The organism is Roseomonas sp. SRI_022 (genome assembly GCF_057586215.1).
Window position 1 is genome coordinate 59,330 of sequence record NZ_JBYCZL010000020.1, and the last position, 23,852, is coordinate 83,181.

Below are 23,852 nucleotides of genomic sequence, written 5' to 3' on the forward strand. Positions count from 1 at the left end.
AGCCCGTTGGCCGCCAGCGGCGGCCATCGAAACTCAGGGCGCGGCCCGGAACACGATGCTGGCGTTGGTGCCGCCGAAGCCGAAGGAATTGGACAGCGCGACCTCGATCGGGCGCGGCTGCGCCTGCAAGGCAACGCGGTCGATCACGCTCTCGCGCGACGGCTTTTCAAGATTCAGCGTCGGCGGCGCGACCTTGTCGCGGATGGCGAGGATCGAGAAGATCCCCTCCACCGCGCCCGCCGCGCCAAGCAGATGCCCGATCGCCGACTTGGTGGAGGACATCGCCACGCCGCGCGCGTCGTCGCCGAACAGCCGTTCCACCGCTTCCAGTTCCAGGTCATCGCCGAGCGGCGTCGAAGTGCCATGCGCGTTGACGTACTGGATGTCGGCCGCGGTGATGTTGGCCGAAGCCAGCGCCGCCTTCATCGCGCGGAAGGCGCCTTCATGGCCCTCGGCCGGGGCGGTGATGTGATAGGCATCGCCCGACATGCCGTAGCCGATCACCTCGGCATAGATCTTCGCGCCGCGCGCCTTGGCATGCTCGTATTCCTCGAGCACCACCACGCCCGCGCCTTCACCCATCACGAAGCCGTCGCGGCCCTCGTCCCAGGGGCGGGAGGCAGCGGCCGGCGTGTCGTTGAAGCCGGTGGACAGCGCGCGCGCCGCGCAGAAGCCGGCCACGCCCAGTTCGCACACCGCGGCCTCGGCACCGCCCGCGACCATCACATCGGCGTCACCGAGCGCGATCAGTCGCGCCGCGTCGCCGAGCGCATGCACGCCGGTCGCGCAGGCCGTCACCACCGAATGGTTCGGCCCCTTGAAGCCGTACTTGATCGAGACCTGCCCGGAAGCGAGGTTGATCAGCGCCGAAGGGATGAAGAAGGGCGAGATGCGCCGCGCCTTGCCCTGGGCGGCCAGCCGCGCCGATTCGTCGATGGTCTCGAGCCCGCCGATGCCCGAGCCGATCATCACGCCTGTGCGGCAGCGCGCTTCCTCGCCGTCGGGGCGCCAGCCGGAATCCTCGACCGCTTCCTCAGCCGCGACGAGCGCGAACTGGATGAAGCGGTCCATCTTCTTCTGGTCCTTGATCGGGATCCATTCGGACAGGTCGAGGCGACCATCCGCCTTGGTGCCGGCCGGGATCTGCCCGGCGATCTTCGCGGGCAGCGAGGAGACGTCGAAGGACTGGATGCTGCCGATGCCGGATTCGCCGGCCAGCATCCGTTTCCACACATGCTCGACACCCAGGCCGAGCGGGCAGGCGATGCCCATGCCGGTCACGACAACACGTCGCGGCGAGAAACCGTTCTGGAACACGCGCTCTACCCCCCGGGCCAGTCTAAGGCGTTACTCGCCCTTGTGCTTCTCGATGTAGTCGATCGCGTCCTTCACGGTCGTGATCTTCTCGGCGGCGTCGTCCGGGATCTCGACCCCGAAGGCTTCCTCGAAGGCCATGACCAGTTCGACCGTGTCGAGGCTGTCGGCGCCCAGGTCGTCGATGAAGGACGCCTCGGGGGTGACCTTCGCCTCCTCGACGCCGAGGTGCTCGACGACGATCTTCTTCACCTTCTCGGCGGTGTCGCTCATCGCGTTTACTCTCTCCGTTCTGCCGGGCGTGACCCGTGCGAAAATGCCTACTGCGTTCCGCCCGGCCGGGCCGGACTCGCGCCCCGGGCCCTCGCGGAGCCCGGCGCTTATCATGGAAGCGTCGCGCGGCCTAGGCGGTCCCGCCGGTTCCGGTCAAGGCCCGGCTGCGCGGCACCCGGTTGCCGGCCCGGCGGCGGCAGCGCCTGTAGCCGAAGCGCCACACCCCGCGAGGCAGACCGCCCCGGCGGCCGGCGCGCTCCGATCGGTTCAGTCCACCGTGATGTTGGCCTGGCGAATCACCGTCGCCCAACGCTCGCGCTCCCAGCGGATCAGGCGGGCGAAGCCCTCGCCATCCATGTCGGACGGCTCCGCACCCTCGTCGCGCAGGCGGCGGATCACTTCCTCATTGGTCAGCGCCTGGCGCATCGCGGCGAACAGCCGCGCCTTGACCTCGGCCGGGGTGCCCTTGGGCACCAGCAGCCCGTACCAGGCGGTCGCCTTGTAGCCGGGGATGGTGTCGGCGACGGTCGGTACGTTCGGCAGCACGGCCATGCGGGTCTCGCCGGTCACGGCGAGCGGGCGCACCTGGCCGCCATTGATCAGCCCGACCACCGAAGGCAGCGTCGTGATCATGAAGTCGAGGTGGCCGGCGACCACGTCGGTCAGCGCCGGGGCGGCGCCGCGGAAGGGCACGTGCTCGGCGCGCAGCCCGGCCATCTGCAGCATCAGCGCGGCAGCGAGGTGGCTCGCCGACCCGTTGGAGGCCGACCCATAGGTGGACTGGCCATTGGCGGCGCGGATCTCGGCCAGCAGCTCCTGCAGGTTCTGCGCGCGGGACTTCGGCCCGACCACAACGACCAACGGCGCGTCGGCCACGAGGCCGATCGGTTCCAGCGCCTGTTCCGGGTCGATCCGCATGTTGCGGAACAGCGAGACGTTCACGCTCATCGGGCCATGATTGCCCATCAGGATGGTGTAGCCGTCGGGGCGCGAGGTCGCGGCGGCCTCGGTCGCGATGTTGCCGCCGGCACCCGGCCGGTTTTCCACGACCACCGGTTGGCCCAGCACGCCCTGCATCGCCGAGGCGACGGTGCGCGCAATCAGGTCCGTGCCGCCGCCGGGGGCGAAGGCGAGCAGGATGCGCACCGGGCGGTTCGGGAAGGCGGCGTCCTGTGCGACGGCAGGCAGCGCCATCAGGGCAGGGGCGGCGCCGAGGGCACCGATCAGGGTCCGGCGGGTGGTCATGCTTTTCATGCCTTCACATGTTGGGCCGGGCACTGCCGGCGACTGGCGGCGCCCCTGTAGTCCCATCCCGGGCCGAAGGTGAAGCGCTGGCGAATCATGACGGGCCTCCGGGAATGAAGCGTTGGCAAGGAACGGCCCGGGGGGATTGATCCGGCGGGGCCGGCGCTGTCCCCTGACAGAGCATGACCGATGATCCCCCGCCCCGCCCCGTCCCGAGCCTTCTCGACCTGTTCCTCACCTATGGGCGGATCGGGCTGATTGGCTTCGGCGGCATCAATGCCTGGGCTCGGCGCGTCCTGGTCGAGGAAAAGCGCTGGCTGACCGACCAGGAATATGCCGAGACGCTCGGCCTGGGGCAGGTGCTGCCCGGCCCCAATGCCCTGAATGCGGCGATCATGGTGGGGGACCGCTTCCATGGCACGGCCGGTGCGATCGCCGGACCGGCGGCGATGTTCGGCGGTCCGCTGGTGCTGCTGGCGGGCCTCGCGATGTTCTACGACGCCTATGGGGACGTGCCGGTCGTGAAGTCGGTGCTGGCCGGCGTGGCGGCCGCGGCGGCGGGCATGGTGATCGGCACCGCGGCCAAGATGACACAGAAGATCCGCCCGCCGCCGGCGCTGCTGGCGGTCGGGCTGTGCGCGCTGGTCGCGGCCGGGGTGTTCCGGGTGCCGCTGCCCTACGTCGTGCTGGGCCTGGCGCCCTTCGGCATCCTCGGCGCCTGGCAGGCGCTGCGCGCGAAATGACGGCGACGGTCTTCTGGCAGCTCGTGCTGGGCTTCGGGGCGATCTCCCTTGTGTCGGTGGGCGGAGGCATCGCCGTGCTGCCGGAGATGCACCGCCTGGTGGTCGATGTGCATGGCTGGATGTCGGATGCCGACTTCGCCCGACGCTTCGCCCTGGCGCAGGCGGCACCCGGGCCGAACGTGCTGGTGGTCGGGCTGTTCGGCTGGCATGTCGGCGGCGTGCTGGGGATGTTGACGGCGGTGCTGGCGATGACGCTGCCGACCTCGCTGCTGGCCTTCGGGTTCTCGCGGCTGCGGGCGCGGCTGGCCGGGCGGTTCTGGCTGCGGGTGACCGAGCGCGGGCTGGTGCCGATCGCGGTCGGCCTCATCGGCGCCTCCGGGCTGATCCTGGCGCAGGGGACCGCGACGGGGTGGATGCCGGCGGCGCTGACGGCCTGCTCGGCGTTGTTCGTCTGGCGGACGGATTATTCGCCGCTGTGGGTGCTGGGCGCGGGGGCGGTGTTCGGCGCGGTCCTGGCCTGATATCGAGTCGCAATGACTTTGCCATAGCGGTATCCTTCGGGCGGCTCGACGCGGCGCGGACCTTCCTGGGACGCCAAGCACTGCGCCATCGAGTAACGGCGTCCTTCCGGATCCGCAGCCCGCGCGCGAGCGTGGGAGGTTCGCCCAGGTGCTTGCCTGTCGCCGCTTGCACCGGCTGCCCGACCGGGCGGTGCCGCAGCCGGGGCATGATCCCATCCACCGTCCCGAAGGGCCGGGCAGGTGATGGCGCGCCAGCTGTCCGGCACGGCCACGACCGCCGGCGGCCCGGCCCGTGCGCGGCGGCTGCCCGGTCTGCGCGTCCTGATTGCTTTCTGGGGCGTGGTGCTGTTGGCGGCCGCGGGCGGGGTGGCGGTGCTGCAGTATCTCGGGCCGCCGGAACCGGCCGGACCCGCGCCGGCCGCGATGGCAGGGGTGGCCGGCGGCACCGGGCAGGCGCGCGGGTTTACGACGGCGTCATTGGCGCCGGCACTGGCCGGAAACGCCGCGCCGGAACGGTTGACCGACCTGCACCCGCACGCGGAGGCCGCCGGGAATGCGTCCATGGCGACCATCGCGTCCGAGGTTCCGGCGCAGGTGCCGGCGCCGGCCCTCCCCGCGGACGACCCATCGACGGTGGCTGCCGGGCCACGTCCCTCCGTCATGCCGGCGATGGCCGAGGACGCCGCCGAATACCGGGACATGCCAGGGGTGGACGTCGCCGTCCCGGATGCGGCGGCACTCGCTTGGACGCCGCCCGCTGACAGCGGCCCGCTGCCCGCCCGGTTGCCAACCGAGATGTCTCCAGCGCCGTTGCCGGACGAGCAATCGGAGCCGGCACGCCGAGCAACCCAGGCGCCTCCCTCCAACCCGGCCACCGCGGTGGTCGCTCTGGCCATACGGGAGCCCGTCCCTGCCCTCACAGCGCCACCAATGGCGGAGGTGCCGCCTTCGATCGTCACGGACTATCGGCCTGACGTGCCCATCGCACCGGCACCGATGATGTCAGCGGAACCGGCCGCGCCGATCGCCACCCCTGCTGCGCCAGATCCACCCTTGGCCGTGGACGAGGCTCCCGTTCCCGAACCGCCCCTGATCGTGGCTGAACTGTCCTCCGATCCTGCGCCGGGCACGACCTTGCCGCCTCAGGCCGCCGCCGCCGTGACAGAGCCGACCGCCGCAGAAGCGGGGCGCATGCCGCCGCCCACGCTCCATACCGAACCAACCGCGCCGATCGCCCAGGAGCCCGTCGCGATCCTCCCAGCACCGGCGCCGGGCCCCGAGGCACCTACCCCCGCCACGCCCGACCAACCGTCGCCAGCAACGGCTGCTGTCACGGCGGATAGCTCCAGCGCCATGCCAACGACGCTCGCGGCCCCGCCGCCCGCCATCACGGTGCCCGCCCCCGACACCATGGCGCCTGCCTCGGTACCACCAACTGCATCGGAGGCCGCCGCTCCGCCGACCACCGAGGGTGCGACGCAAGCCGAGACGCCCGCCGACATCGCGCCGCCCGCCGGCGCGGCGCCAGCCACCTCGGAGGCCCCTACCCCACCAGCCGTCGAGGCCGCGACGCCGACCCCACCAGGCGCCGACATCGCGCCACCAACCGCCATGGCGCCGGCCGCCTCTGAAACGCCCGCCGGGCCGCGCCCCGACGCACCCGCCGCCGTGGCACCGGCCGCGACTGAGGCCCCCGTCCCGCCAGCCGCCGCCGCTGCGGCGCCAAGCCCCGACATCGCACCGCCTGTCGCCACGGCACCGACCATATCTGACACTCCCACCCCACCCGCCACAGAAGCCACGGCGCAAGCCGCACCAAGCCCCAGCATCGCGCCGCCGACCGCCGCCGCGCCGGTCGCGGCTGCCCCGCCGCGCGCGGAGACACCGTCGCCGCCCACGCCGGGCCCCGATCGGGCGGCCGCGACGCCAAGCATGGCCGCTCCACCACCCTCTACCCCCGCCGCCAATGCCACTGCGTTGCCGCGGCCGTCCGTCGCGCCGATCGACGCACCGCCCGCATCCGCCGCCGCGCCGCAATCCCCACCGCGCCGCCCGCCCCTGTCGCCCGCCATGATCACGGCGCTGATGCAGCGTGGGCAGGAGATGCTCACGGTCGGGGACATCTCCGCCGCGCGGCTGCTGTTCGAACGGGCAGCAAATGGCGGCAGCGGCGCGGCCGCCGTCGCGCTCGGGCGGACCTATGATCCGCGCTTCCTCACCGCCCTCGGCGTGCGCGGCATCCGGCCGGACGCACCCACCGCGGCCGAGTGGTACCGGCGCGGCGCGGCACTCGGCGAGCCCGACGCCACCAGGCTTCTGCAGGCCCTGCCCGCGGCGCGGCCGCCATGACGAAGGACGAGACGATGGATCGCTTCACGCTGCCCCGCCGCCTGCTGCTGCTGTCGGGTGGGCTGTCGCTCGCCGCGCCCAGCCTCGCCCACGCGCAGGACGGGCTCGCCGGCATCAACGCCCTGACCGCGCGCGCCAATGCCGGCACGGTCGGCGTCATCGCCGGCGGCGTGGACGGGACCTACATCCGCATCGCGACCGACCTCGCGGCGGTGCTCGATGACGGGTTCCGGCTGCGGGTGATCCCGATCATCGGCAAGGGATCGCTGCAGAACCTGTCCGACATCATGTTCCTGCGCGGCATCGACATCGGCATCGTGCAGTCGGACGCGCTGGCCTTCGCGCGGCGCCAGCGGATGTTCCCTGGCCTCGACCAGCGGGTGCACTACATCTCGAAGCTCTACGATGAGGAGATCCATCTGCTCGCGAGCGGCGACATCCGCCGGGTCGAGGATCTCGCCAACCGCCCGGTCAATGTGGATGTGCGCGGCAGCGGTACGGCCATGACCTCCGCGGTGCTGTTCGAAAGCCTCGGCATCCCGGTGCAGATCGTCAACGACGTGCAGGACACGGCGCTCGAGAAGCTCCGCCGCGGGGAGATCGCGGCGATGGTCTACGTCGCCGGCAAGCCGGCGCGGCTGTTCTCCAACATCCCGCGCGACGCCAACCTGCATTTCGTGCCGCTGCCGATGGCGCCCGCCCTGCTCGACACCTACCTGCCGGCCGAACTCGCCGCCGCGCAGTATCCTGCGCTGGTGCCGGACGGCGCGCCGGTGGAGACCATCGCGGTCGGCGCGGTGATGGCGGCCTATGCCTGGCAGCCGGGCAGCGACCGCCACCGCAAGGTGGCGACCTTCGTCGATGCCTTCTTCGAGAATTTCGAGGCCTTCTTGCGCCCGCCGCGCCATCCGAAATGGCGCGAGGTGAACCTTGCCGCGCGGGTGCCAGGCTGGACACGGCTGCGCGCGGCGGAGGAGGCGGAAGGCCGGCTGCGGCCGTCTCGCTGAAGAGACGGTTCAGGCCACGAAGGTCATGGCGACGCGGCGCGACCGCCGCACATAGACCACCCAGCCGATGGCCGCGGCGAGGCCGCCCGCCCATTGCGGAATGTCGTTGCGCAGCGCGGCGAAGAGCTCCCCCAGCGCGACCTCCACCCCATAGACCGAGCCGAGGACCTGCCACGCCACAAGGATCGAGAGCGGAAAGCTCAGCACGACCCAGCCCGCTGCGATCGGGAACACCGTGCGGAACGCCGCCGCGCGCCGCAGCATCAGCACCAGGCAGAAGCCCGACAGCAGCACCGTGATGCCGGAGATCACGAGATCGGCCCGGATCAGCCAAGGGAAATGCGCCGCAGCGCCGGATCCTTCGGCGGACATCCGCGCCATCTCCGACAACCCGCGCAGCGGCGTCAGCCAGACCGAGGCGGCAAGCAGGAACAGCCAGCCCTTGAAGCCCGGCGTCATCACCCCGCCCTCGGCCTGCGCGCCGCAGATCGCGACGACGATCAGGATGGCCGGCAGCGCCAGCGCGAGCAGGACCAGCAGCCACTGCCAGATCGTTCCCGAACCCATGGTCCCCCGCGATTCCCCGAAAAGGCGCGCCCAGCGCCATGACCGCATGGATCGGCCGCACCTTCCAGGCCGTTTCGTCACACGGCGCCGCGGACGTTGCCGCCGCCGTCCCGCCGGCCCATAGGGTGCGGGCAAACGCGAAGGACGCCCGTGATGGACAAGGATGCGCTGACCACCTGGGCGCTCGCCAATGGCTGGACGATGATCGGCGGCAACCCGAGCCTGACCAAGCCTTCCGCCCCCAAGGAGGCGATCGTGCGGATGCTGCTGAAGGCGACGGTGGTGACGATCGAGGTCAAGAAGCCGGCCGGGAAATGGGAGAAGGTCGCCTCCGAGCCCTACGCCAAGGTCGAGGCCGACCCCGAGGGCGGGCCGCCGCAGGGTCTCGGCCTAGGCAAGATCCCGAGCCTGACCATGCTGATGCAGGAAAACCGGGACCGGCAGGTGTTTGCGCGGATGACCGGCAAGGGGTGAGGTTGACCCTCGCCCGGCTTCGCCGGAGTTTGCGCCCGCCATGACCGACACCGCCCTGCCCGCCGCCCTCGCCACCCTGCTCGGCCCCGCCGGGTTGATCACCGACCCGGCCGACATCGCGCCCGCGCTGTCGGATTGGCGTGGCCTCTATCGGGGCGCGGCCATGGCCGTCCTGCGCCCGGCCTCGACCGAACAGGTCGCCGCCTGCGTGAAGATCTGCGCCGAGGCCGGCATCGCCATCGTGCCGCAGGGCGGCAATACGTCCATGGTCGGCGGCGCGACGCCCGAAGGGAACGGCCGGTCGGTCGTGCTGTCGCTGGCACGCATGAACCGCATCCGCGACCTCGACCCGCTGGACATGACCATGACCGCCGAGGCCGGCGTCATCGTGAAATCCGCCCAGGACGCGGCGGCGGATGCGAACTGCCTGTTCCCGCTATCCTTCGGCGGCGAGGGCACGGCGACGATCGGCGGCGTCCTGTCCACCAACGCCGGCGGCAACACGACGGTGCGCTACGGCAATGCGCGGGAACTGATGCTCGGCCTCGAAGTCGTGCTGCCCGACGGGCAGATCTGGAACGGGCTGCGCCGGCTGCGCAAGGACAACACCGGCTACGCGCTGCGGCATCTGTTCGTCGGCGCGGAAGGCACGCTCGGCATCGTCACCGCGGCGACGCTGCGCCTGTTCGCCCGCCCCCGCGCAAACGAAGTGCTGTTCTGCTCCGTGACGGATGAGGACGCCGCGCTATCCGTCTTCCGCCGCTTCCGCGAGGCCGACGAGACCGCGATCCGCGCCTTCGAATACATGTCCGGCCTCGGCGTCGATTTCGCCGTGAAGCACATCCCCGGCGTCACCCTGCCGCTGGCGGAACGGGCCGACCACTACATCCTGGTCGACCTCGCCTCGACCCGCGCCGATGCCGACCTGCAGGGCCTCGCCGAGCAGGTGCTGGGTGCCGCGATGGAGGACGGCGCGGTGATCGATGCCGTGATCGGCGGCAGCGAGGCGCGCCGCCAGGCGATCTGGCGCATTCGTGAGGAGCACCCCGAGGCGCAGCGCAAGGAAGGTGCGTCGGTGAAGAACGATGTCTCCGTGCCGGTGTCCAAGGTGCCGGAACTGATCCGCCGCGCCTCGGCCGCCTGCGTCGCGCTGATCCCCGGCACGCGGCCGGTGCCCTTCGGCCACATGGGCGACGGCAATATCCACATGAACCTGGAACAGCCGGTGGGCATGGACCCCGACGCCTTCCTCGCGCGCAGCCACGACATCATGGATACGGTGAATGACGTGGTGCGCGATCTCGACGGGTCGTTTTCCGCCGAACACGGGATCGGTCGGCTCAAGACCGACATGATGGAGGCTTGGCGCGGCGGGGCGGAACTCGCGACCATGCAGCGCATCAAGGCCGCGCTCGACCCCGCAGGGGTGATGAATCCGGGCAAGGTCCTGCCCTGAAGTCGCCGCCGGCCGCGATCTGGCCACATCGGCGCACTACCCCAAATGACCCCTGCCGCGCCGCCCGGCGCGCGTAACAGTGTAACATCTCCCTTGCCACAAGACTTCCGGCGCGGGGGACAAACCTCTAGTTTGCCTCGGCTTCATGACCCGCATCGATCGCTATCTCCTGCGCCAACTGACCATCGCCCTCATCGCCGTCACGGTGGGGCTGGCGGCGCTTGTCTGGCTGACGCAGTCGCTGCGCTTCATCGAACTCGTGCTCGACCGCGGCCTGTCGATGGTGGTGTTCATCGAGCTCACCTCGCTGATGCTGCCCTCCTTCTTCGCGGTGATCCTGCCGATCACGACCTTCATCGTGGTGCTGTTCACCTATGTGCGCCTGGCGAGCGACCGCGAACTGGTGGTGATGCGCGCGGCGGGGCTGTCGCAATGGACGCTCGCACGCCCGGCGGTGCTGCTGGCGATGGTCGCGACCGGCGCGTGCATGGTGCTGAACCTGTGGCTGGTGCCGCTGTCGCACACCGCCTTCCGGCAATGGCAGTTCGAGATCCGCAACCAGCTGGTCGGCGTGCTGCTGCAGGAAGGTGTCTTCTCGCAGGTTGGCAACGACCTGACCGTCTATGCCCGCTACCGCGACCCCGACGGCACGCTGCGCGGCATCCTGGTGCATGACCAGCGCGACGACGGCGCGCCGGTGACGATCCTCGCCGAGCAGGGACGCATCACGACGTCGCCGACCGGCCCGCGCGTGACGCTGCTGAACGGCGTGCGCCAGCAAGTCGAGAAGGCGCCGGCCAATGCCGCGCCGGGCACGCCGCCGTTGCGGCTCAACCTGCTGTCGTTCTCCGAAAACAGCATCGATCTCGCCCGCGCGACGCGCGGGGAGGAAGCCCGGACGCGCGATTCGCGCGAGCGCTCGGTCGCCGAGCTGCTCAATCCCGACCCTGCGGAAGGCCTGCGCGACCGAGAACTCCGCCGCTACTACGCCGAGGCACACCAGCGCCTGTCCGGCCCCTTCACGACGCTGTCCTTCGCCCTGGTCGGGCTTGCCGTCGCGCTGACCGGGGAATTTCGCCGCCATGGCGGGGGTGCGCGAATCGCGGTCGGCATCGCGCTGGTGGTCGGCCTGCTCGCCTTCGGGCTGACCGGCGGCAATCTCGCGGCGCGCAACAATGCCTGGGTGCCGCTGATCTGGATCCAGGCGCTGCTGCCCGGCGTCATCGCGCTGTGGTGGATGACCGGCGCGCCCGGCTGGCCGAAGCCCGCCCGCCCGCCCATGCCGGCCGAGGCATGACCTTCACCCGGACCCTGACCCTGTACGTGTCGCGGCGCTTCGCGGCGATGACGGTCGCCATGCTCGCCGCGCTCGCCGCGCTGGTGGCGCTGTTCGACCTGATCGAGCTGCTGCGCCGCGCGGCGACGCGCCAGGACGCGACCTTCGGCCTGGTCACGCAGATCGCAGCACTTCGGCTGCCCTTCGTCGCCATGCAGATCCTGCCCTTCGCCATCCTGCTGGGCGGCATCACCGCCTTCTGGCGCCTGACGCGGTCCTCGGAACTGGTGGTGGCACGCGCAGCCGGCGTCTCGGCCTGGGGCTTCCTGACCGGGCCGGTCGTCGTCGCGGTGCTGCTCGGCACCTTCGCGACGACGATGATCTCGCCGCTCTCCTCGGCGATGCTGGCGCGGGCCGAACGGCTCGACGCGCAGTATCTGCGCAACACCTCGGGCATCACCGCCCTGGCCGGCGGGCGACTGTGGCTGCGGCAATCCGATGCCGGGCTGGAACCGCAGGGCGTGGCCATCCTGTCCGGCCGGCCGGTGCCGATCGCCAACCTCCGCCCGGGCGAGGCCTTCCGCCTGGATGACGTGACCGTCTGGCGCCTGTCGGCCGAGGACCGCCCGCTGGCGCGGGTCGAGGCATCCTCCGCCGTGCTCGAACCCGGGCGCTGGGTGATCGGCAGCGCCGTGACCTTCGGGTCGGACCGCATGCCCTCGCCCGTCCGGCGGCTCGAACTGCCGACGGAGCTGACCCCGTCCCGCATCCAGGATTCCTTCGCGAGCCCCGACACGCTGTCCTTCTGGGCGCTGCCGGACTTCATCCAGGTGCTGGAGAATGCGGGCTTCTCGGCGGTGCGCCACCGGCTGCAGTTCCAGTCGCTACTCGCCCTGCCGCTGCTCGCCGCCGCCATGGCGCTGCTGTCGGCCGGGTTCTCCATGCGCTCCTCCCGCCGTGGCGGCGTGGGGCAGATGATCGGCGGCGGTGTCGCCGCCGGCTTCGCGCTGTTCGTGATCGACAAGGTGACCGGGGAATTCGGGGAGGCCGGGACGCTGCCGGTGATCTTCGCCGCCTGGGCACCGGCCGGGGCGGGCTTCCTGCTCGCCACCGCCTTGCTCCTGCACCTCGAGGACGGATGAGGCCCATGGCCGGACTGCCGAAATGCCTCGGTCTCGGTGCGCTGCTGTCGCTGGGGGCCGGCCCGGCGCTCGCGCAGACCAGCGCGCTGCCGCCGATCTCCGCGCCGGAGAACGTTGCCCCGGTGCTGCCAGGCCAGCATCGGGGCGCACCAGCCGCCGCCCCGGCTGCCGCCGCGCCCGGTGCGCCGCCGGCGCAGGACCAGCCCGTCACCTTCACCGCCGAGGAGGTGGAGTATGACCAGAACCGCGCCCTGGTCGTCGCCCGCGGCCGGGTCGAGGCCTGGCAGGGCAACCGCGTGCTGCGCGCGGATGAATTCACCTATGACCGCAACACCGGCGTCGCCACTGCGCGCGGCAATGTCCAACTGATCGAGGCCGACGGCCAGGTCATCTTCGCCGACAGCGTGGAACTGCGGAACGAGTTCAAGGACGGCGTTCTCGAAGGGCTGCGCGGACTGCTGGCGCAGAACGGGCGCGTCGCCGCGGCCGGCGCGCGGCGCACCGGCGGGAATTTCTTCGACCTCTCCCGCGTCGTCTATTCGGCCTGCGATCCCTGCCAGACCGACCCGCTGGCACCGCCCATCTGGCAGCTCCGCGCGCGCACCGCGACGCTCGACCAGACGGCGCGGCAGGTGCGCTATCGCGATGCCACCGTCGAATTCGGCGGCATCCCGCTGTTCTGGACGCCGTATCTGCAGCATCCCTCGGCCTCTGCGCCGCGGCAGTCGGGCTTCCTCAGCCCGACCTTCGGCATCACCTCCTACCTCGGCGGCTTTGTCGAGACGCCCTACTACTGGGCGATCGACGAGACGCAGGACCTGCTGCTGCGGCCGCTGATCGCGACCAACAACCTGCCCAACCTCGGGATGGAGTATCGTCGCCGCTTCAACTTCGGCGAGATCGCAGCGGAAGGCTCGCTCGGCTACCTGAACGGGCGCGAGAACACGCCCGAGGGCGCGGCGGGGCACATCTTCTCCCGCGGGCGCTTCAGTCTCGACGAGAACTGGCGCGCCGGCTTCAACTACAATTGGGCGACCAGCGAGGATTACCTCCGCATCTATCGCTACGGCGCGCGGCGGCTGCTCGACCAGAACGCCTATACCGAGGGCTTCTGGGGCACCAGCGCCTATGCGCGCATCGACGCGCGCGCCTATCAGGGCCTGCGCCCGACTGACAACAACAGCCTGATCCCCTACGTCCTGCCGAACATCTACGCGGATTGGCAGTCGCAGCCGGATCCGCTGGGCGGCACCTTCACGCTCGATACCTGGAACTTCGCGGTGTTCCGCGACAAGGGCACCAGCACCCAGCGGGGATCGACCCGCATCGGCTACAACCTGCCGATGACGGACAATGCGGGCGGGCTGTGGACGGTCCGCGCGCAGGCCGATCTTTCGGCTTATGCCTATACCGACCTTGCCGCCGCGCCGAACTTCTCGACCAGCGCCGACAACGGGTCGATCGGCACGGCCAATATCCGCGCCGCGCTCGACTGGCGGATGCCGTTCGTGCGTTCTGCCGGCGAATACGGCCAGCAGGTGATCGAACCGCGCATCCAGTTCGTCGGCGGGCCGCTGACCGGCAACCAGTCCTCGGTGCCGAACGAGGACAGCATCGACCTCGAATTCACCGACGCGAATCTGTTCAACCTGAACCGCTTCGCCGGGCGCGACCGGCAGGAAGGCGGCACCCGCGTGGACTACGCGCTGCGCGGCGCCTGGTACTTCCCCAATGGCGGCATGCTCGAAGGCCTCGCCGGCGCGTCCTATCGCGTGCAGAACGATGGCGGGCCGTTCTACACCAACAGCGGGCTTGAGAACCGGGCCTCGGATTACGTCGGCCGCGCGCGGCTGATGCCGGTCAGCTGGCTGGAGTTCCTCGGCCGCGGGCGCTTCGCGCAGGACAATGGCGCGGTGCAGTTCCTCGACCTCTCGACCACTGTCAGCATCGGCTCTGGCACCTCGCTGACGGGCGGCTACCTCTTCACGCCTGCGATGCCCTACCTGACCCCCGTGCAGGACCGCAACGAGGTCGCGGTGGGCTTCAACCAGCGTTTCGGCAATTGGCGCTTCGGCGCCTTCGCCCGCTACGACATCGAGCTGAACCGGCCGGTGGTGATCACCGCCTCGGCGGCCTACGAGGATGAGTGCTTCCTGCTCGAAGCCCGCTTCCTCAAGCGCTTCGCCGAGGATCCTTCGACCAACAATCTCTATCCGGCCAATACGGTCCTGCTGTTCCGCATCGGGCTGAAAACGGTCGGCGATGTCGGGTTCAGAGCGATCTGATCCACAGGCCGCCCGTGGCGGCCTGTGGATGGGTCTTTGTTTGATCCCTCGAACGGCGGGCGCCGGCCATCCGGCCGGCTTGCCTTCGCGCCCCGCACCGTCGCGCCGGGCGCAACGGGCGGTCTGGGCGCGGTCGCGCTGTGCGCTCGCGGATCGCGGCATGGGGTGCGCTCGCCGGGCTGGCCCCTGCCCGCCCCACCCACTATGAAGGCGCTGCCATGACAGACGCGACGCACACCCCACGGGGCCGCCTGCCCACCCTTGCCGCCGCGGCGCTGGCCGCGCTGCTCGCCCTGGCGGGCCCGGCCGCGGCGCAGTCCAATCGCGTTGCCGCCGTGGTGAATGGCGACGTCATCACCCTGAACGAGGTCGAAAGCCGCCGCCGCCTGCTCGCACTGTCGGCCGGCATGACGGGCGAAGTGGCCGGCCGCGCCAACGACCAGATCCTGCGCCTGCTGATCAACGAACGCCTGCGCACGCAGGAAGTCACGCGCCGCCGTATCCCGGTGACCGACCAGGACATCGCCAATGCGGTCGGCGACATCGAGACGCGCAACGGCCTGCCACCGGGTGGCCTGCGGGAGAATCTGCGCCGCGGCGGCATCGACCCGCGCGTGCTCTATGACCAGATCCGCGCCCAGATCGGCTGGAACCGCCTGCTGCGCGGCCTGCTCGGCGACCAGGCGACCATCAGCCAGCCAGTGATCGACGAATACCTCGCCGCCGCCCAGGCGCGCAGCGGCCAGCCCGAATACATGGTCTCGGAGATCTTCATCCCCGTCTCCGCCCCCGGCCAGGAGGCCGAGGTCCAGCGCTTCACCTCCGACATCATCTCCCGCCTGCGGGCGGGCGCGCCCTTCACCATGGTCGCGACCCAGTTCAGCCAGTCGCAGTCGGCGATGCTCGGCGGCGACCTTGGCTGGACCCAGGCCGAACGGCTCGACCCCGAAGTCGCGGCCGTGGTGCGGCAGATGCCCGAGGGCGCCGTCTCCAACCCGATCCGCGTTCCCGGCGGCTACGTCATCGCGATGCTGCGGCAGAAGCGCACCGCGGGCCGCGACATGGCGACGATGATGACGGTGCGCCAAGCGGTCTTCCCCTTCGAAGGCCAGGTCAACCCGGTCGCCCCGACCGCGCAGCAGATGCGCCAGGTCGAAAGCGCCCAGCGGCTGTCGGAAACGGCGCGGTCCTGCGAGGCGCTGGACGCCGCGGGGCGCGCCGGGGCGCGGGTGAACGACCCAGGGCAGGTGCGGCTCGACACCGTCACGCCGCCGGAATTGCGCGACCTGCTCGCCAACCTGCCGCTCGGCCGGCCGTCGCAGCCCATCATCGCCCCGGATGGCGCGATGGTTCTCGTGGTCTGCGCGCGGGAGACGCGCAACCTCGCCGAGGTCACGGCCGACCAGGCGCGCGACCGGATCGTGCGCGAAAGGGTGGAGCTGATCTCGCGGCAGGTGCTGCGCGACCTGCAGCGGCGCGCGCAGATCGACATCCGTTCGGGGACCCCGGCGCCGGCACAGGCGCCCGCCGCAGCCCAGCAGCCGGCGCGGCGTGGTTGAGGGGAAAGGTTGGAGGGGCGCCGCCCCTCCAAGCCACCCCGCCAAAGGCCTAAGGGCCTTTGGAAACCTTCACCTGGTGGCGAGCACAGCAGTCATTCGGAACCCTCGCAGCGCCCGTCTTGCACCGAAGCGGCTCCGCCCTGCAGCGGCGCCCGGCACCAAAAGACGGCAGTCCAAAGGGCACTGCCCTTTGGCGGGGTGGTCCGGAGGGGCAGCGCCCCTCCGGCTTCCTTCCCCGCAATGACCCCCCCCGACCAGCCTAGCCTGCGCGAGGCCATCGCCCGCCATGGCCTCGATGCGCGCAAGTCGCTCGGCCAGCACTTCCTGCTCGACCCCTCCGTCTGCGCGCGCATCGCCGCGCTGGCCGGCGACCTCGCGGGGCGGCATGTGCTGGAGGTCGGCCCCGGCCCCGGTGGCCTGACGCGCGCCCTGCTGGCGACGCCGGCGGCCGAGGTGGTCGCCGTGGAGCTCGACCGCCGGGCCGTGGCACTTCTGGCCGAACTCGCCGCCGCGCATCCCGGCCGGCTCACGGTGATCGAAGGCGACGCCCAGAAGGCCGACGCCACGGCGCTGGTGCCCGCGCCGCGGCGGATCATCGCCAACCTGCCCTACAACGTCGCCTCCCCGCTGCTGGTCGGCTGGCTGCGCCAGGCCGCGGCGATCGAGGGCATGACCCTGATGTTCCAGCAGGAGGTGGCCGAGCGCATCACTGCGGCACCGGACACGCCGGCCTATGGTCGGCTCGCGGTGCTGGCGCAGTGGCGCTGCCGGTGCGACCTGCTGCTGCGGCTGCCGCCCGGTGCCTTCACGCCGCCGCCCAAGGTGTGGTCCGCCGTGGTCGGCTTCACGCCCCATGCCGAGGATCCCGGCCCTGCCCTGTTCGCCGCGATGGAACGGACCACCGCGGCCGCCTTCGGGCAGCGGCGCAAGATGCTGCGGGGGTCGCTGAAGTCGCTGGGCGATGCCGAGGGGTTGCTGGCCGCGGCCGGAATCGACGGATCGCGGCGCGCGGAGACGCTGACCGTGGCGGAGTTCGACCGCCTCGCGCGGGGGTTGCGCGACCGCACGGCTTGACGCCTGCCATGCGTGGCGGGGAGGCTGCCAGCCGATTCGGATCGGGAACGTCAACCATGCTGCTTGGCAAGATCTTCGGGCGCGGCGCCTGCCGCTGCGGCTCCGCGTCGGATGCCCAATCCCTGAGCGCGGTTCCGGTCGCGCCGCCGCCCGGCGGCGACCCCAAGCTCGGCCCGGCCTTCGGCCCGCTGACGGCACCACTGGATGCCTGGCGGCGCTTCACCGATGGCGCCATCGAGATCGTCTACACCCTGGATGCAGCGGCGCATCCGCACCACGCCCTGCCACCCGAACGCGCCGCCCCGCCGGCCGGCCCGACGGATTGCACGGTCGCTGGCGTCCCGCTCGGGCCCATCGCGGACCCGGCGCATCCGGCCCATGTCCAGGCCGTCGCGCGGATGGCGGTTCATTCGCTGAAGGTCTTCGGCGACCTCGGCTTCAAGGTGCCGAAGCGGCTGACCATCCGCCTCTGCACCTTCGGTGCCGAATCGGGGGCGAACTACCGCGGCGGCACCGAGGTCTGGCTGCCGCATGTCTGGGTCTCGACCCGCCTCGACGGGGCGGATGCGCTGCTGACCGTGGCGCACGAGATTTTCCACCGCGTGCAGTACGAATACAACGCGACCACGGCGAAGACGTCCCCGCTCTATGCCGCGCTGCGCGAGGGCGGCGCGCGGCTGGCCGAGGACTGGGTGCTCGATTCCGGCGATCGCTACCTCAAGGACGGCATCGAGTTCCTCGACGACCCGGGCCGCCCGCTGCTGCACCACGCCGCACCGGGCGGCGAGATCGCGCCGCATTCCTACGCCGCCGCGCTGTTCTGGCGCTGGCTGTGCGAACAGCATGGCGAGATCCGCGGCACCTCAGATTTCGGCCACGACGTCATGCTCGCCATCCTCGAACGCATGGTGGACAAGACCGGCTACATCCTGGCCGATCTGCGGGAAGCGCGCGGCGAGGTGGTCGGCGAAGGCCATCTCGACCGCTTCGAACATCTCGACGTCGCGGGCGGCGAGATCCTGTCCACCGAGACGGATTGGGGCAATTTCCTCGTCGCCAACTGGCTGCACGGCACCGGCCGGCCGGTGCCCGACCAGCGCTTCGACTATGTCGAGGATGACGAGGGCGGTGGCCGGTTCAGCCGCAAGCGCCCCTTCGTCTGGCCCGGCGAGACGATCCGCGCCGAGACGCTGGCCGCCAAGCCTTATGTCTTCGAGATCCCGAAGGGCGCCGTCCGCGCCGGCTTCGCCGCGCGCTACACGGTGATCGACCTGGCCGGCGCCACCCCGCCCCTGCTCCAACTCGACTTCGCGGTGGACCAAGGCATGGAGGATCCGATCGTCCAGCTGCTGCTGATCCGCCGCGACGCGGCCGGGCAGGAACAGCTTGCCGACCTGATCCGCAGCGACAGACCGCGCTGGACGCGCTTCGTGCCGACCGCCGGCCTTATCCAAGTCGTGGTGATCGTCGCGGCGCGGGAGAAGGCGGGGCGCTACCGGCTCTCCGTCAGCGCCGCGGCCGGCCGGGCGGTGCTGCATGCCACGCCCTGGAACGCCGCGCCCGGCACCAGCTACGAAACGGACCCGCGCGCCGGGGCCTGGCCCTGGACTTCCCCGGACCTGGCGCTGGACGGCAAGGAACTCCGCCTGCGCGTGACCAATCGCGGCGATGCGCCGAGCGGGTCGCTGCATGTCGCCATCGCCGCCCAGGGCACCACAGCCGATGCCCCGCTGCGCGCCGGCGCCTGGCGGCCGGTCGGCGAGGCCACGCTGCCGCCGATCGCCCCCGGCGCCACGGGCGAGGTCCGCATCCCCTGGCAAGCGCCGAAGATCCCCCTCGCGGCGAACGGCTGGGGTCTATGCGCGACGCTGAAAGGCGGGCCGGACGGGAAGCTGGTGGTGCTCTCCTCGATCGGCAACATGACGCGGCCCAAGCGTTTCGACGCGGTGCTGTGACGGAGATCGCAGCCGGAAACCCACCCTGACCGCAGTGTGAGGTGGTTCAGAGAGGGGGCAGGCCGAGCATGCCGCGGATTCGGCTCGCCAGCGGGCGCAGGGACAGTTCCTCGGCGATGGTGAGCGCCCTGGCGAGCTGTGCTTGCGCGGCGGCCTCCTCGCCGGCGCCCTGGGCCAGCCGCCCCTCGATCATCAGCGCATGAGCCAGCGCGGCCCGCGCCCCCTGGCGTTCGGCAAGGCTGCGCGCCGCCCGGGCCTGGGTCGCCGCCGCTTCCACCTCCCCGGCGGCCAAGTGCGCCTCGGCCAGCAGGGCGAGGCGCAGAGGCTGCTGGAACAGGAAGCCCATCTCGTCGGCCTCCTTCACCGCGGCTTCGAGGTGGCGCACCCCGTCCCTCCAGCGCCCGGCCGCCGTGCAGGCGGCGCCGAAGAAGCCCTCGGCGACTGGGATCATGAGCTGCGTCTCGGCCTTGCGCGCGAAGTCGAGCGCGGCCTCCAGCGAGGCCATCGCCGGGGTCGGCTCACCGGTCATCAGTCGCAGATGGCCCTCCGCGATGGAGGCGAAGATCGAGGTGAAGGGCCGCTTCACGGTTGCCGCCAGCGCCCGGCACGCATCCACCGCCTCCGAAGCGCGCTGGAATTCACCGAGTTCGGCCAGCGCCCGGGCGCGGTAGCCGAGGGCGACAACCGTCAGGGGTCGTTCCAACCCGAACCGGTCGATATAGCCGGGCTGCTCCCCGAGTTCGGCCACCGTCGCCATCGACGCCGCCGCGGCCGCGAACTGGCTCAGCCCGACCTGGCCGAGCCCGGCCTGGAAGCCCGCCCGCACCACCAATGCGTTGTCACCCGCGCTGCGCCCGATCGCCGCGGCGCGTTCCGCGGCGCCGATCGCGCCCGCATTGTCGCCGGCAAGCCAGCGTTGATGGCTCATGAACAAAGCGAGCTGGCCCAGCCGCTCATAGTCGCCGAGCCGCTCGGCCAGCGCCTCGGCCTCCCGCAGCCGGTCGGACAGCCCGGCGACCTGGCCGAGTCGGAACAGCGGGGTGCGCAGGTCGAAGCGCAGATCGACCGCCTCGCGCAGCACTTCCTCGGTCTCGGGCAGGCGGGACAGGGCGTCCATCGCCTGTTCGATGAACTGCACGGCTTCCCGGTTGGCCGAGCGCGCCGCCGCCTTGGCACCGGCCTGCCGGCCGTAGCGCGCCGCCTTGTCCCAGGTCTCGCCGCGCGCCGCGTGCAGCGCCAGCGCCTCGACCCGGTTGGTCAGGCGGTCGCCGAGCGGTCCTTCCAGCACCTCCGTCAGCCGGGCATGCCGGGTGCGGCGATGCGACTTCAGCATGCCGGCATAGGTGGTTTCCTGGATCAGCGCGTGGCGGAACTCGAAGCTGGCCTCGGTCTCCCCCAGCGCGCCCTGCATCAGGTTCGCACCTTCAAGGCGCGCGAGGGCGGGCAGCACGTCGCCTTCGGCACGTTCCAGCATGGCGGCGAGGATGCGTGGCTCGACCTCCCGCGCCATGATGGCGGCGGCCTGCAGCACCTGCTTGTCCGCCGGCATCAGGCGATCGATGCGCGAACCGATCAGGCTGCGCACCGTGTCCGGCAGGTCGAGCGTGTCGAGTTCCGCGACCAGGCGATAGGCGCCGCGCTCGCCGACCAGTGCCCCTTGTTCGAGCAACGAGGAGACGCATTCCTCGAGGAAGAAGGGATTGCCCCCGGTGCGTTCGGCCAGCAACCGGGCAAGGCGGTGATTGCCGATCGCATCGCCCAGCATGCGGCGGATCAGTTCCAGCGTGTGGTCGCGCGACAGCGGTTCCACCCGTACGGCGCTGATGCTGGACGGCCAGGCGTGGGTGAATTCCGGCCGGTGGTCGAGCAGCAGCATCTGCCGCGAAGTCGGCAGCGCCTCGGCCACGCGGTCGAGCACGGCGAGCGTCTCGCCATCGGCCCAATGCAGGTCCTCGACCGTCAGCACCAGGGGCTGTTCCTCGGCGAGGTGGTGGAACAGACCGGTGAAGGCGGCGTGCAGCCGGCGCTGGCGCTGATCCGGCGCCAGCGCGCGCCAGGCAGGTTCCTCGGCACCGCGGCTCAGCGTCGCGACCAGGGCCGGCACGGCGTCGGCCATGGCAGGACCGGCGTCGCGCAAGCCGTGTTCGACGCGTTCATGAACGCGTTCGGTGTCGTCCTCGGACGTGATGCCGAAATGCGTGCGGGCGAGTGTCGCCAGCGGCGCGAGCGGCGTCGTCGCGTCGTAGCGCTGGCAGAAGGCGTGCAGGATGCGCGGATTGTCCTGCGGCTGCCGGGCGAGGAATTCATGCACCAGGCGCGACTTGCCGCAGCCGGCATCGCCCACCAGCACGACGCCCCCGCCATGGCCGGTGACGCTGCGGTTCAGCGTCGCGTCCAGCACCGACATCTCGCTGCTGCGGCTGACGAAGGGGGCCTGGCCGCGCCGGGCGCCGATCTGCAGCCGCGGGCGGCGCGGATCGACGGCGACCAGCCGGAACACCTCCACCGGTTCGGTCGCGCCGCGCAGGTCCAGCATGCGCGGCGTGTCGGCGGTGACGTAGCCTTCGACCAGCCGGTGCGTGGCGGCGGAGATCCACGCTTCCCCCGGTTCGGTCGCCTGTTCGATTCGCGCGGCGATGTGCACCACGGCGCCCGCGGCATCGAGGCCGGCCGAGAGGTCGTTCGCGACGTCGTGAACGACGACCTCGCCCGAATGCACGCCGATTCGCGTGGCGAAGTCGATGCCGTGGCGCGTGCGCTGCTCGATGCCGATGTGGCGCAGCGCGTCGCGCATGTGCAGGGCGGCGCAGCAGGCGCCGAGCGCATGCTGTTCCATCGCCACCGGCGCGCCGAACATCGCCATGATGCCGTCGCCGACCACGCGGTTGACCGTGCCGCCGAAGCGGCGGACCGCATCGACCATGGCGTCCATGGCGGGCTTGAACAGTTCCCGGGCGCGTTCCGGGTCCTCGTTGTAGATCAGTCGCGTCGACCCGCGGATATCAGCGAAAAGCACCGACAGCGCCTTGCGCTCCTCGGTGCGGCTCGTCTGCGGGGCAGCGAGGAAATGGCCGCAGCCATGGCAGAAGCGCGCGCCCGCGAGAACGGGCGTCGAGCATCTGGGACACCGAGAAGCATCTTCCGCGGCCGACATGAGGATGCGATACCACACGCTACAGAAATGAAGGATCGTCAATCGTATGCCCGAAGATCCCTTTGAGAAAATGCCCCTGGCGAAGGCCCGCGAGGCGGCCTTCGACGCCGATGCCGATGTGGCGACCTATGAGATCCTCTGGCCCCCCGGATCGGTGACGCGGGCGGTGTTCCACCCCGGCCCGTTCAGCGTGACCTACAAGCAATCCGGCCGGATCCAGCGCTACCTGATGAAGGACGGCGTCTGGGAGGCGCAGGAGCCCGAGGATGTGGTGGCCGACCAGCCCATCCGCCGCGAGGAGACGGGCACCATCCAGCGCGTGGTGAACCTCGGCGCGGGCGCGCTCGAAGCCGACAAGGACCAGGAAGGCGGCCGGTCGAAGGTCTGGCCGTAAGGCGGACGCAAGGACTGCGCCTCGCGTGATCGGATGGCGCGTGGGGCGGGATCGTTCAGTGGCGAGGCCATCGGCCTCGCCACCGCCTGAGACGCATGGTTTCTACGGGGCGAGGCGCGTCAGTTGCGCCCGAGGAAGGTGCGGATGGCCGCGACCGTCGCCTCGGGCTGTTCCTCCATCAGCCAGTGACCGGAGGCAGGGATGATCACCTCCTCCACATTCGTCGCCGCGCCGCGTGCGACCGCGCCCATCACCGGACCCAGCGAGGCGGCACCACCGACCGCCAGCACCGGCATGGTCAGCGGCCCACGGGCGAGAAAGGCGCGGTTGTCCACGGCGTCCTGATCAAAGGCCGCGAACTGCGCGAAGCCCGCGCGCATCGCCCCGGGCTGCGCATAGAGCCGCGCATAATGCTCGCGGGATGCCTCGTCGAAGCGGCGCGGATCCGCTGAGAAGTCGTTCCAGAATCGGTCGAGATAGATGCGCTCGCGGCCCGCGACCAGCCGCTCCATGTCCGGTCCGCCGAAGCGGAAATGCCACAGCAGCGGGCTCTTCAGGATCTCATCCCACGGACCCACACCGGGAATGGGCGCATCCATCAGCACGAGGCGCGTCACACGCGCGGGATACTGCGCGGCGAAGGCGTATCCGACCATGTTGCCGATGTCGTGGGTCACCAAGTCGGCGCGCTGGATGCCGAGCGCATCGAGAACCCGCGCCATGTCCCCCGCCTGGGTGCGCTTGTCGTAGCCACCCTCGGGCTTGGAGGACAAGCCCATGCCGCGCAGGTCGGGCGCGATGACGGTATGGTCGCGCGCCAGCGCGGCGGCGAGCGGCGCCCACATGTCTCCAGTCTCGCCATAGCCGTGTATCATCAGTACCGCTGGCCCCTGCCCGCCGATGCGGACATGGATGGTGGCGCCCTCCGCCTGCACCTGCTGGATGCGGAAGCCATCGGGATAGGGTGGAACCTCGGCGGCCAGCGGCAACGCGAAGGCCAGCGCGGCAGCCGCGCCGATCACGGAACGAAGCATGATTGTGTCTCCTGCGGCGGTCGGGCGGCG

The 23,852-nt window shown here is 71.1% G+C and carries 19 protein-coding genes; 13 read left to right on the forward strand and 6 right to left on the reverse strand.

The features are described 5' to 3' along the window. Positions 1-33 precede the first annotated feature (33 nt). The 3 genes from fabF to AC2YHJ_RS19015 form a co-directional block, all read right to left on the reverse strand. Positions 34-1,317, reverse strand: a complete 1,284-nt coding sequence (gene fabF, locus AC2YHJ_RS19005; RefSeq protein ID WP_487397667.1) for a beta-ketoacyl-ACP synthase II — start codon at positions 1,315-1,317, stop codon at positions 34-36. A 30-nt stretch (positions 1,318-1,347) separates the two neighbouring features. Continuing rightward, entirely contained in the window at positions 1,348-1,587 is a 240-nt protein-coding gene (locus AC2YHJ_RS19010; protein ID WP_487397668.1) for an acyl carrier protein, read from the reverse strand. Between the two features lie 267 nt (positions 1,588-1,854). Further along, entirely contained in the window at positions 1,855-2,832 is a 978-nt protein-coding gene (locus AC2YHJ_RS19015; RefSeq protein WP_487397669.1) for a Bug family tripartite tricarboxylate transporter substrate binding protein, read from the reverse strand. 182 nt (positions 2,833-3,014) lie between these two features. On the opposite strand from AC2YHJ_RS19015, the gene AC2YHJ_RS19020 reads away from it, so the two are divergent. The 4 genes from AC2YHJ_RS19020 (at position 3,015) to AC2YHJ_RS19035 (ending at position 7,452) form a co-directional block, all read left to right on the forward strand. Beyond that, positions 3,015-3,575, forward strand: coding sequence for a chromate transporter (locus AC2YHJ_RS19020; protein WP_487397670.1), 561 nt, complete (start codon positions 3,015-3,017; stop codon positions 3,573-3,575). After that, positions 3,572-4,096, forward strand: coding sequence for a chromate transporter (locus tag AC2YHJ_RS19025; RefSeq protein WP_487397671.1), 525 nt, complete (start codon positions 3,572-3,574; stop codon positions 4,094-4,096). The genes AC2YHJ_RS19020 and AC2YHJ_RS19025 overlap by 4 nt, the downstream gene beginning before the upstream one ends. A 243-nt stretch (positions 4,097-4,339) precedes the next feature. After that, complete coding sequence (locus AC2YHJ_RS19030) at positions 4,340-6,445, forward strand: hypothetical protein (RefSeq protein ID WP_487397672.1); 2,106 nt, start codon at positions 4,340-4,342, stop codon at positions 6,443-6,445. Continuing rightward, positions 6,442-7,452: a TAXI family TRAP transporter solute-binding subunit gene (locus tag AC2YHJ_RS19035; RefSeq protein ID WP_487397673.1), complete on the forward strand. Its 1,011-nt coding sequence runs from the start codon at positions 6,442-6,444 to the stop codon at positions 7,450-7,452. The genes AC2YHJ_RS19030 and AC2YHJ_RS19035 overlap by 4 nt, the downstream gene beginning before the upstream one ends. 9 nt (positions 7,453-7,461) lie before the next feature. Here the strand turns inward: AC2YHJ_RS19035 and AC2YHJ_RS19040 are convergent, their stop codons facing one another. Then, on the reverse strand, positions 7,462-8,019 hold the full coding sequence (locus tag AC2YHJ_RS19040; protein ID WP_487397674.1) for a hypothetical protein: 558 nt from the start codon (positions 8,017-8,019) through the stop codon (positions 7,462-7,464). Positions 8,020-8,172: 153 nt separating this feature from the next. On the opposite strand from AC2YHJ_RS19040, the gene AC2YHJ_RS19045 reads away from it, so the two are divergent. The 8 genes from AC2YHJ_RS19045 to AC2YHJ_RS19080 all read left to right on the forward strand — a co-directional run bounded on the left by AC2YHJ_RS19045 (position 8,173) and on the right by AC2YHJ_RS19080 (position 19,240). After that, positions 8,173-8,493: a hypothetical protein gene (locus AC2YHJ_RS19045; protein ID WP_487397675.1), complete on the forward strand. Its 321-nt coding sequence runs from the start codon at positions 8,173-8,175 to the stop codon at positions 8,491-8,493. A 40-nt stretch (positions 8,494-8,533) separates the two neighbouring features. Beyond that, positions 8,534-9,949, forward strand: coding sequence for an FAD-binding oxidoreductase (locus AC2YHJ_RS19050; RefSeq protein ID WP_487397676.1), 1,416 nt, complete (start codon positions 8,534-8,536; stop codon positions 9,947-9,949). A 145-nt stretch (positions 9,950-10,094) separates the two neighbouring features. After that, the gene (gene lptF, locus AC2YHJ_RS19055; RefSeq protein WP_487397677.1) at positions 10,095-11,246 is read left to right on the forward strand and encodes an LPS export ABC transporter permease LptF; all 1,152 of its coding nucleotides are present in this window, start codon (positions 10,095-10,097) and stop codon (positions 11,244-11,246) included. After that, positions 11,243-12,367 carry an LPS export ABC transporter permease LptG gene (lptG, locus tag AC2YHJ_RS19060; RefSeq protein ID WP_487397678.1) on the forward strand — a complete coding sequence of 375 codons (1,125 nt, stop codon included), beginning with the start codon at positions 11,243-11,245 and terminating at the stop codon, positions 12,365-12,367. The genes lptF and lptG overlap by 4 nt, the downstream gene beginning before the upstream one ends. Positions 12,368-12,372: 5 nt before the next feature. Continuing rightward, the gene (locus tag AC2YHJ_RS19065) at positions 12,373-14,652 is read left to right on the forward strand and encodes an LPS-assembly protein LptD (RefSeq protein WP_487397679.1); all 2,280 of its coding nucleotides are present in this window, start codon (positions 12,373-12,375) and stop codon (positions 14,650-14,652) included. Between the two features lie 218 nt (positions 14,653-14,870). Beyond that, positions 14,871-16,211 carry a peptidylprolyl isomerase gene (locus AC2YHJ_RS19070; RefSeq protein WP_487397680.1) on the forward strand — a complete coding sequence of 447 codons (1,341 nt, stop codon included), beginning with the start codon at positions 14,871-14,873 and terminating at the stop codon, positions 16,209-16,211. Between the two features lie 240 nt (positions 16,212-16,451). Continuing rightward, positions 16,452-17,285, forward strand: a complete 834-nt coding sequence (gene rsmA, locus AC2YHJ_RS19075) for a 16S rRNA (adenine(1518)-N(6)/adenine(1519)-N(6))-dimethyltransferase RsmA (RefSeq protein ID WP_487397681.1) — start codon at positions 16,452-16,454, stop codon at positions 17,283-17,285. 56 nt (positions 17,286-17,341) lie between these two features. After that, a complete protein-coding gene (locus AC2YHJ_RS19080) occupies positions 17,342-19,240 on the forward strand; it encodes a hypothetical protein (protein WP_487397682.1) in 1,899 nt (632 codons plus the stop codon). Between the two features lie 46 nt (positions 19,241-19,286). Here AC2YHJ_RS19080 and AC2YHJ_RS19085 read toward each other — a convergent pair whose 3' ends face one another. Next, positions 19,287-22,394 (reverse strand): ATP-binding protein, encoded by a 3,108-nt coding sequence (locus AC2YHJ_RS19085; protein ID WP_487397683.1) that lies wholly within the window; start codon positions 22,392-22,394, stop codon positions 19,287-19,289. A 46-nt stretch (positions 22,395-22,440) separates the two neighbouring features. On the opposite strand from AC2YHJ_RS19085, the gene AC2YHJ_RS19090 reads away from it, so the two are divergent. Then, on the forward strand, positions 22,441-22,788 hold the full coding sequence (locus AC2YHJ_RS19090) for a hypothetical protein (protein ID WP_487397684.1): 348 nt from the start codon (positions 22,441-22,443) through the stop codon (positions 22,786-22,788). A 119-nt stretch (positions 22,789-22,907) separates the two neighbouring features. Here the strand turns inward: AC2YHJ_RS19090 and AC2YHJ_RS19095 are convergent, their stop codons facing one another. Further along, positions 22,908-23,822: an alpha/beta fold hydrolase gene (locus tag AC2YHJ_RS19095; RefSeq protein WP_487397685.1), complete on the reverse strand. Its 915-nt coding sequence runs from the start codon at positions 23,820-23,822 to the stop codon at positions 22,908-22,910. Positions 23,823-23,852 lie beyond the last annotated feature (30 nt).

Coding starts and splice junctions, on each gene's coding strand:
- AC2YHJ_RS19010 (WP_487397668.1), bottom strand. CDS start 1,587: ATGAGCGACACCGCCGAGAAGGTGAAGAAGATCGTCGTCGAGCACCTC.
- AC2YHJ_RS19015 (WP_487397669.1), bottom strand. CDS start 2,832: ATGACCACCCGCCGGACCCTGATCGGTGCCCTCGGCGCCGCCCCTGCC.
- AC2YHJ_RS19020 (WP_487397670.1), top strand. CDS start 3,015: ATGACCGATGATCCCCCGCCCCGCCCCGTCCCGAGCCTTCTCGACCTG.
- AC2YHJ_RS19025 (WP_487397671.1), top strand. CDS start 3,572: ATGACGGCGACGGTCTTCTGGCAGCTCGTGCTGGGCTTCGGGGCGATC.
- AC2YHJ_RS19030 (WP_487397672.1), top strand. CDS start 4,340: ATGGCGCGCCAGCTGTCCGGCACGGCCACGACCGCCGGCGGCCCGGCC.
- AC2YHJ_RS19035 (WP_487397673.1), top strand. CDS start 6,442: ATGACGAAGGACGAGACGATGGATCGCTTCACGCTGCCCCGCCGCCTG.
- AC2YHJ_RS19040 (WP_487397674.1), bottom strand. CDS start 8,019: ATGGGTTCGGGAACGATCTGGCAGTGGCTGCTGGTCCTGCTCGCGCTG.
- AC2YHJ_RS19045 (WP_487397675.1), top strand. CDS start 8,173: ATGGACAAGGATGCGCTGACCACCTGGGCGCTCGCCAATGGCTGGACG.
- AC2YHJ_RS19050 (WP_487397676.1), top strand. CDS start 8,534: ATGACCGACACCGCCCTGCCCGCCGCCCTCGCCACCCTGCTCGGCCCC.
- lptF (WP_487397677.1), top strand. CDS start 10,095: ATGACCCGCATCGATCGCTATCTCCTGCGCCAACTGACCATCGCCCTC.
- lptG (WP_487397678.1), top strand. CDS start 11,243: ATGACCTTCACCCGGACCCTGACCCTGTACGTGTCGCGGCGCTTCGCG.
- AC2YHJ_RS19065 (WP_487397679.1), top strand. CDS start 12,373: ATGGCCGGACTGCCGAAATGCCTCGGTCTCGGTGCGCTGCTGTCGCTG.
- AC2YHJ_RS19070 (WP_487397680.1), top strand. CDS start 14,871: ATGACAGACGCGACGCACACCCCACGGGGCCGCCTGCCCACCCTTGCC.
- rsmA (WP_487397681.1), top strand. CDS start 16,452: ATGACCCCCCCCGACCAGCCTAGCCTGCGCGAGGCCATCGCCCGCCAT.
- AC2YHJ_RS19080 (WP_487397682.1), top strand. CDS start 17,342: ATGCTGCTTGGCAAGATCTTCGGGCGCGGCGCCTGCCGCTGCGGCTCC.
- AC2YHJ_RS19085 (WP_487397683.1), bottom strand. CDS start 22,394: ATGTCGGCCGCGGAAGATGCTTCTCGGTGTCCCAGATGCTCGACGCCC.
- AC2YHJ_RS19090 (WP_487397684.1), top strand. CDS start 22,441: ATGCCCGAAGATCCCTTTGAGAAAATGCCCCTGGCGAAGGCCCGCGAG.
- AC2YHJ_RS19095 (WP_487397685.1), bottom strand. CDS start 23,822: ATGCTTCGTTCCGTGATCGGCGCGGCTGCCGCGCTGGCCTTCGCGTTG.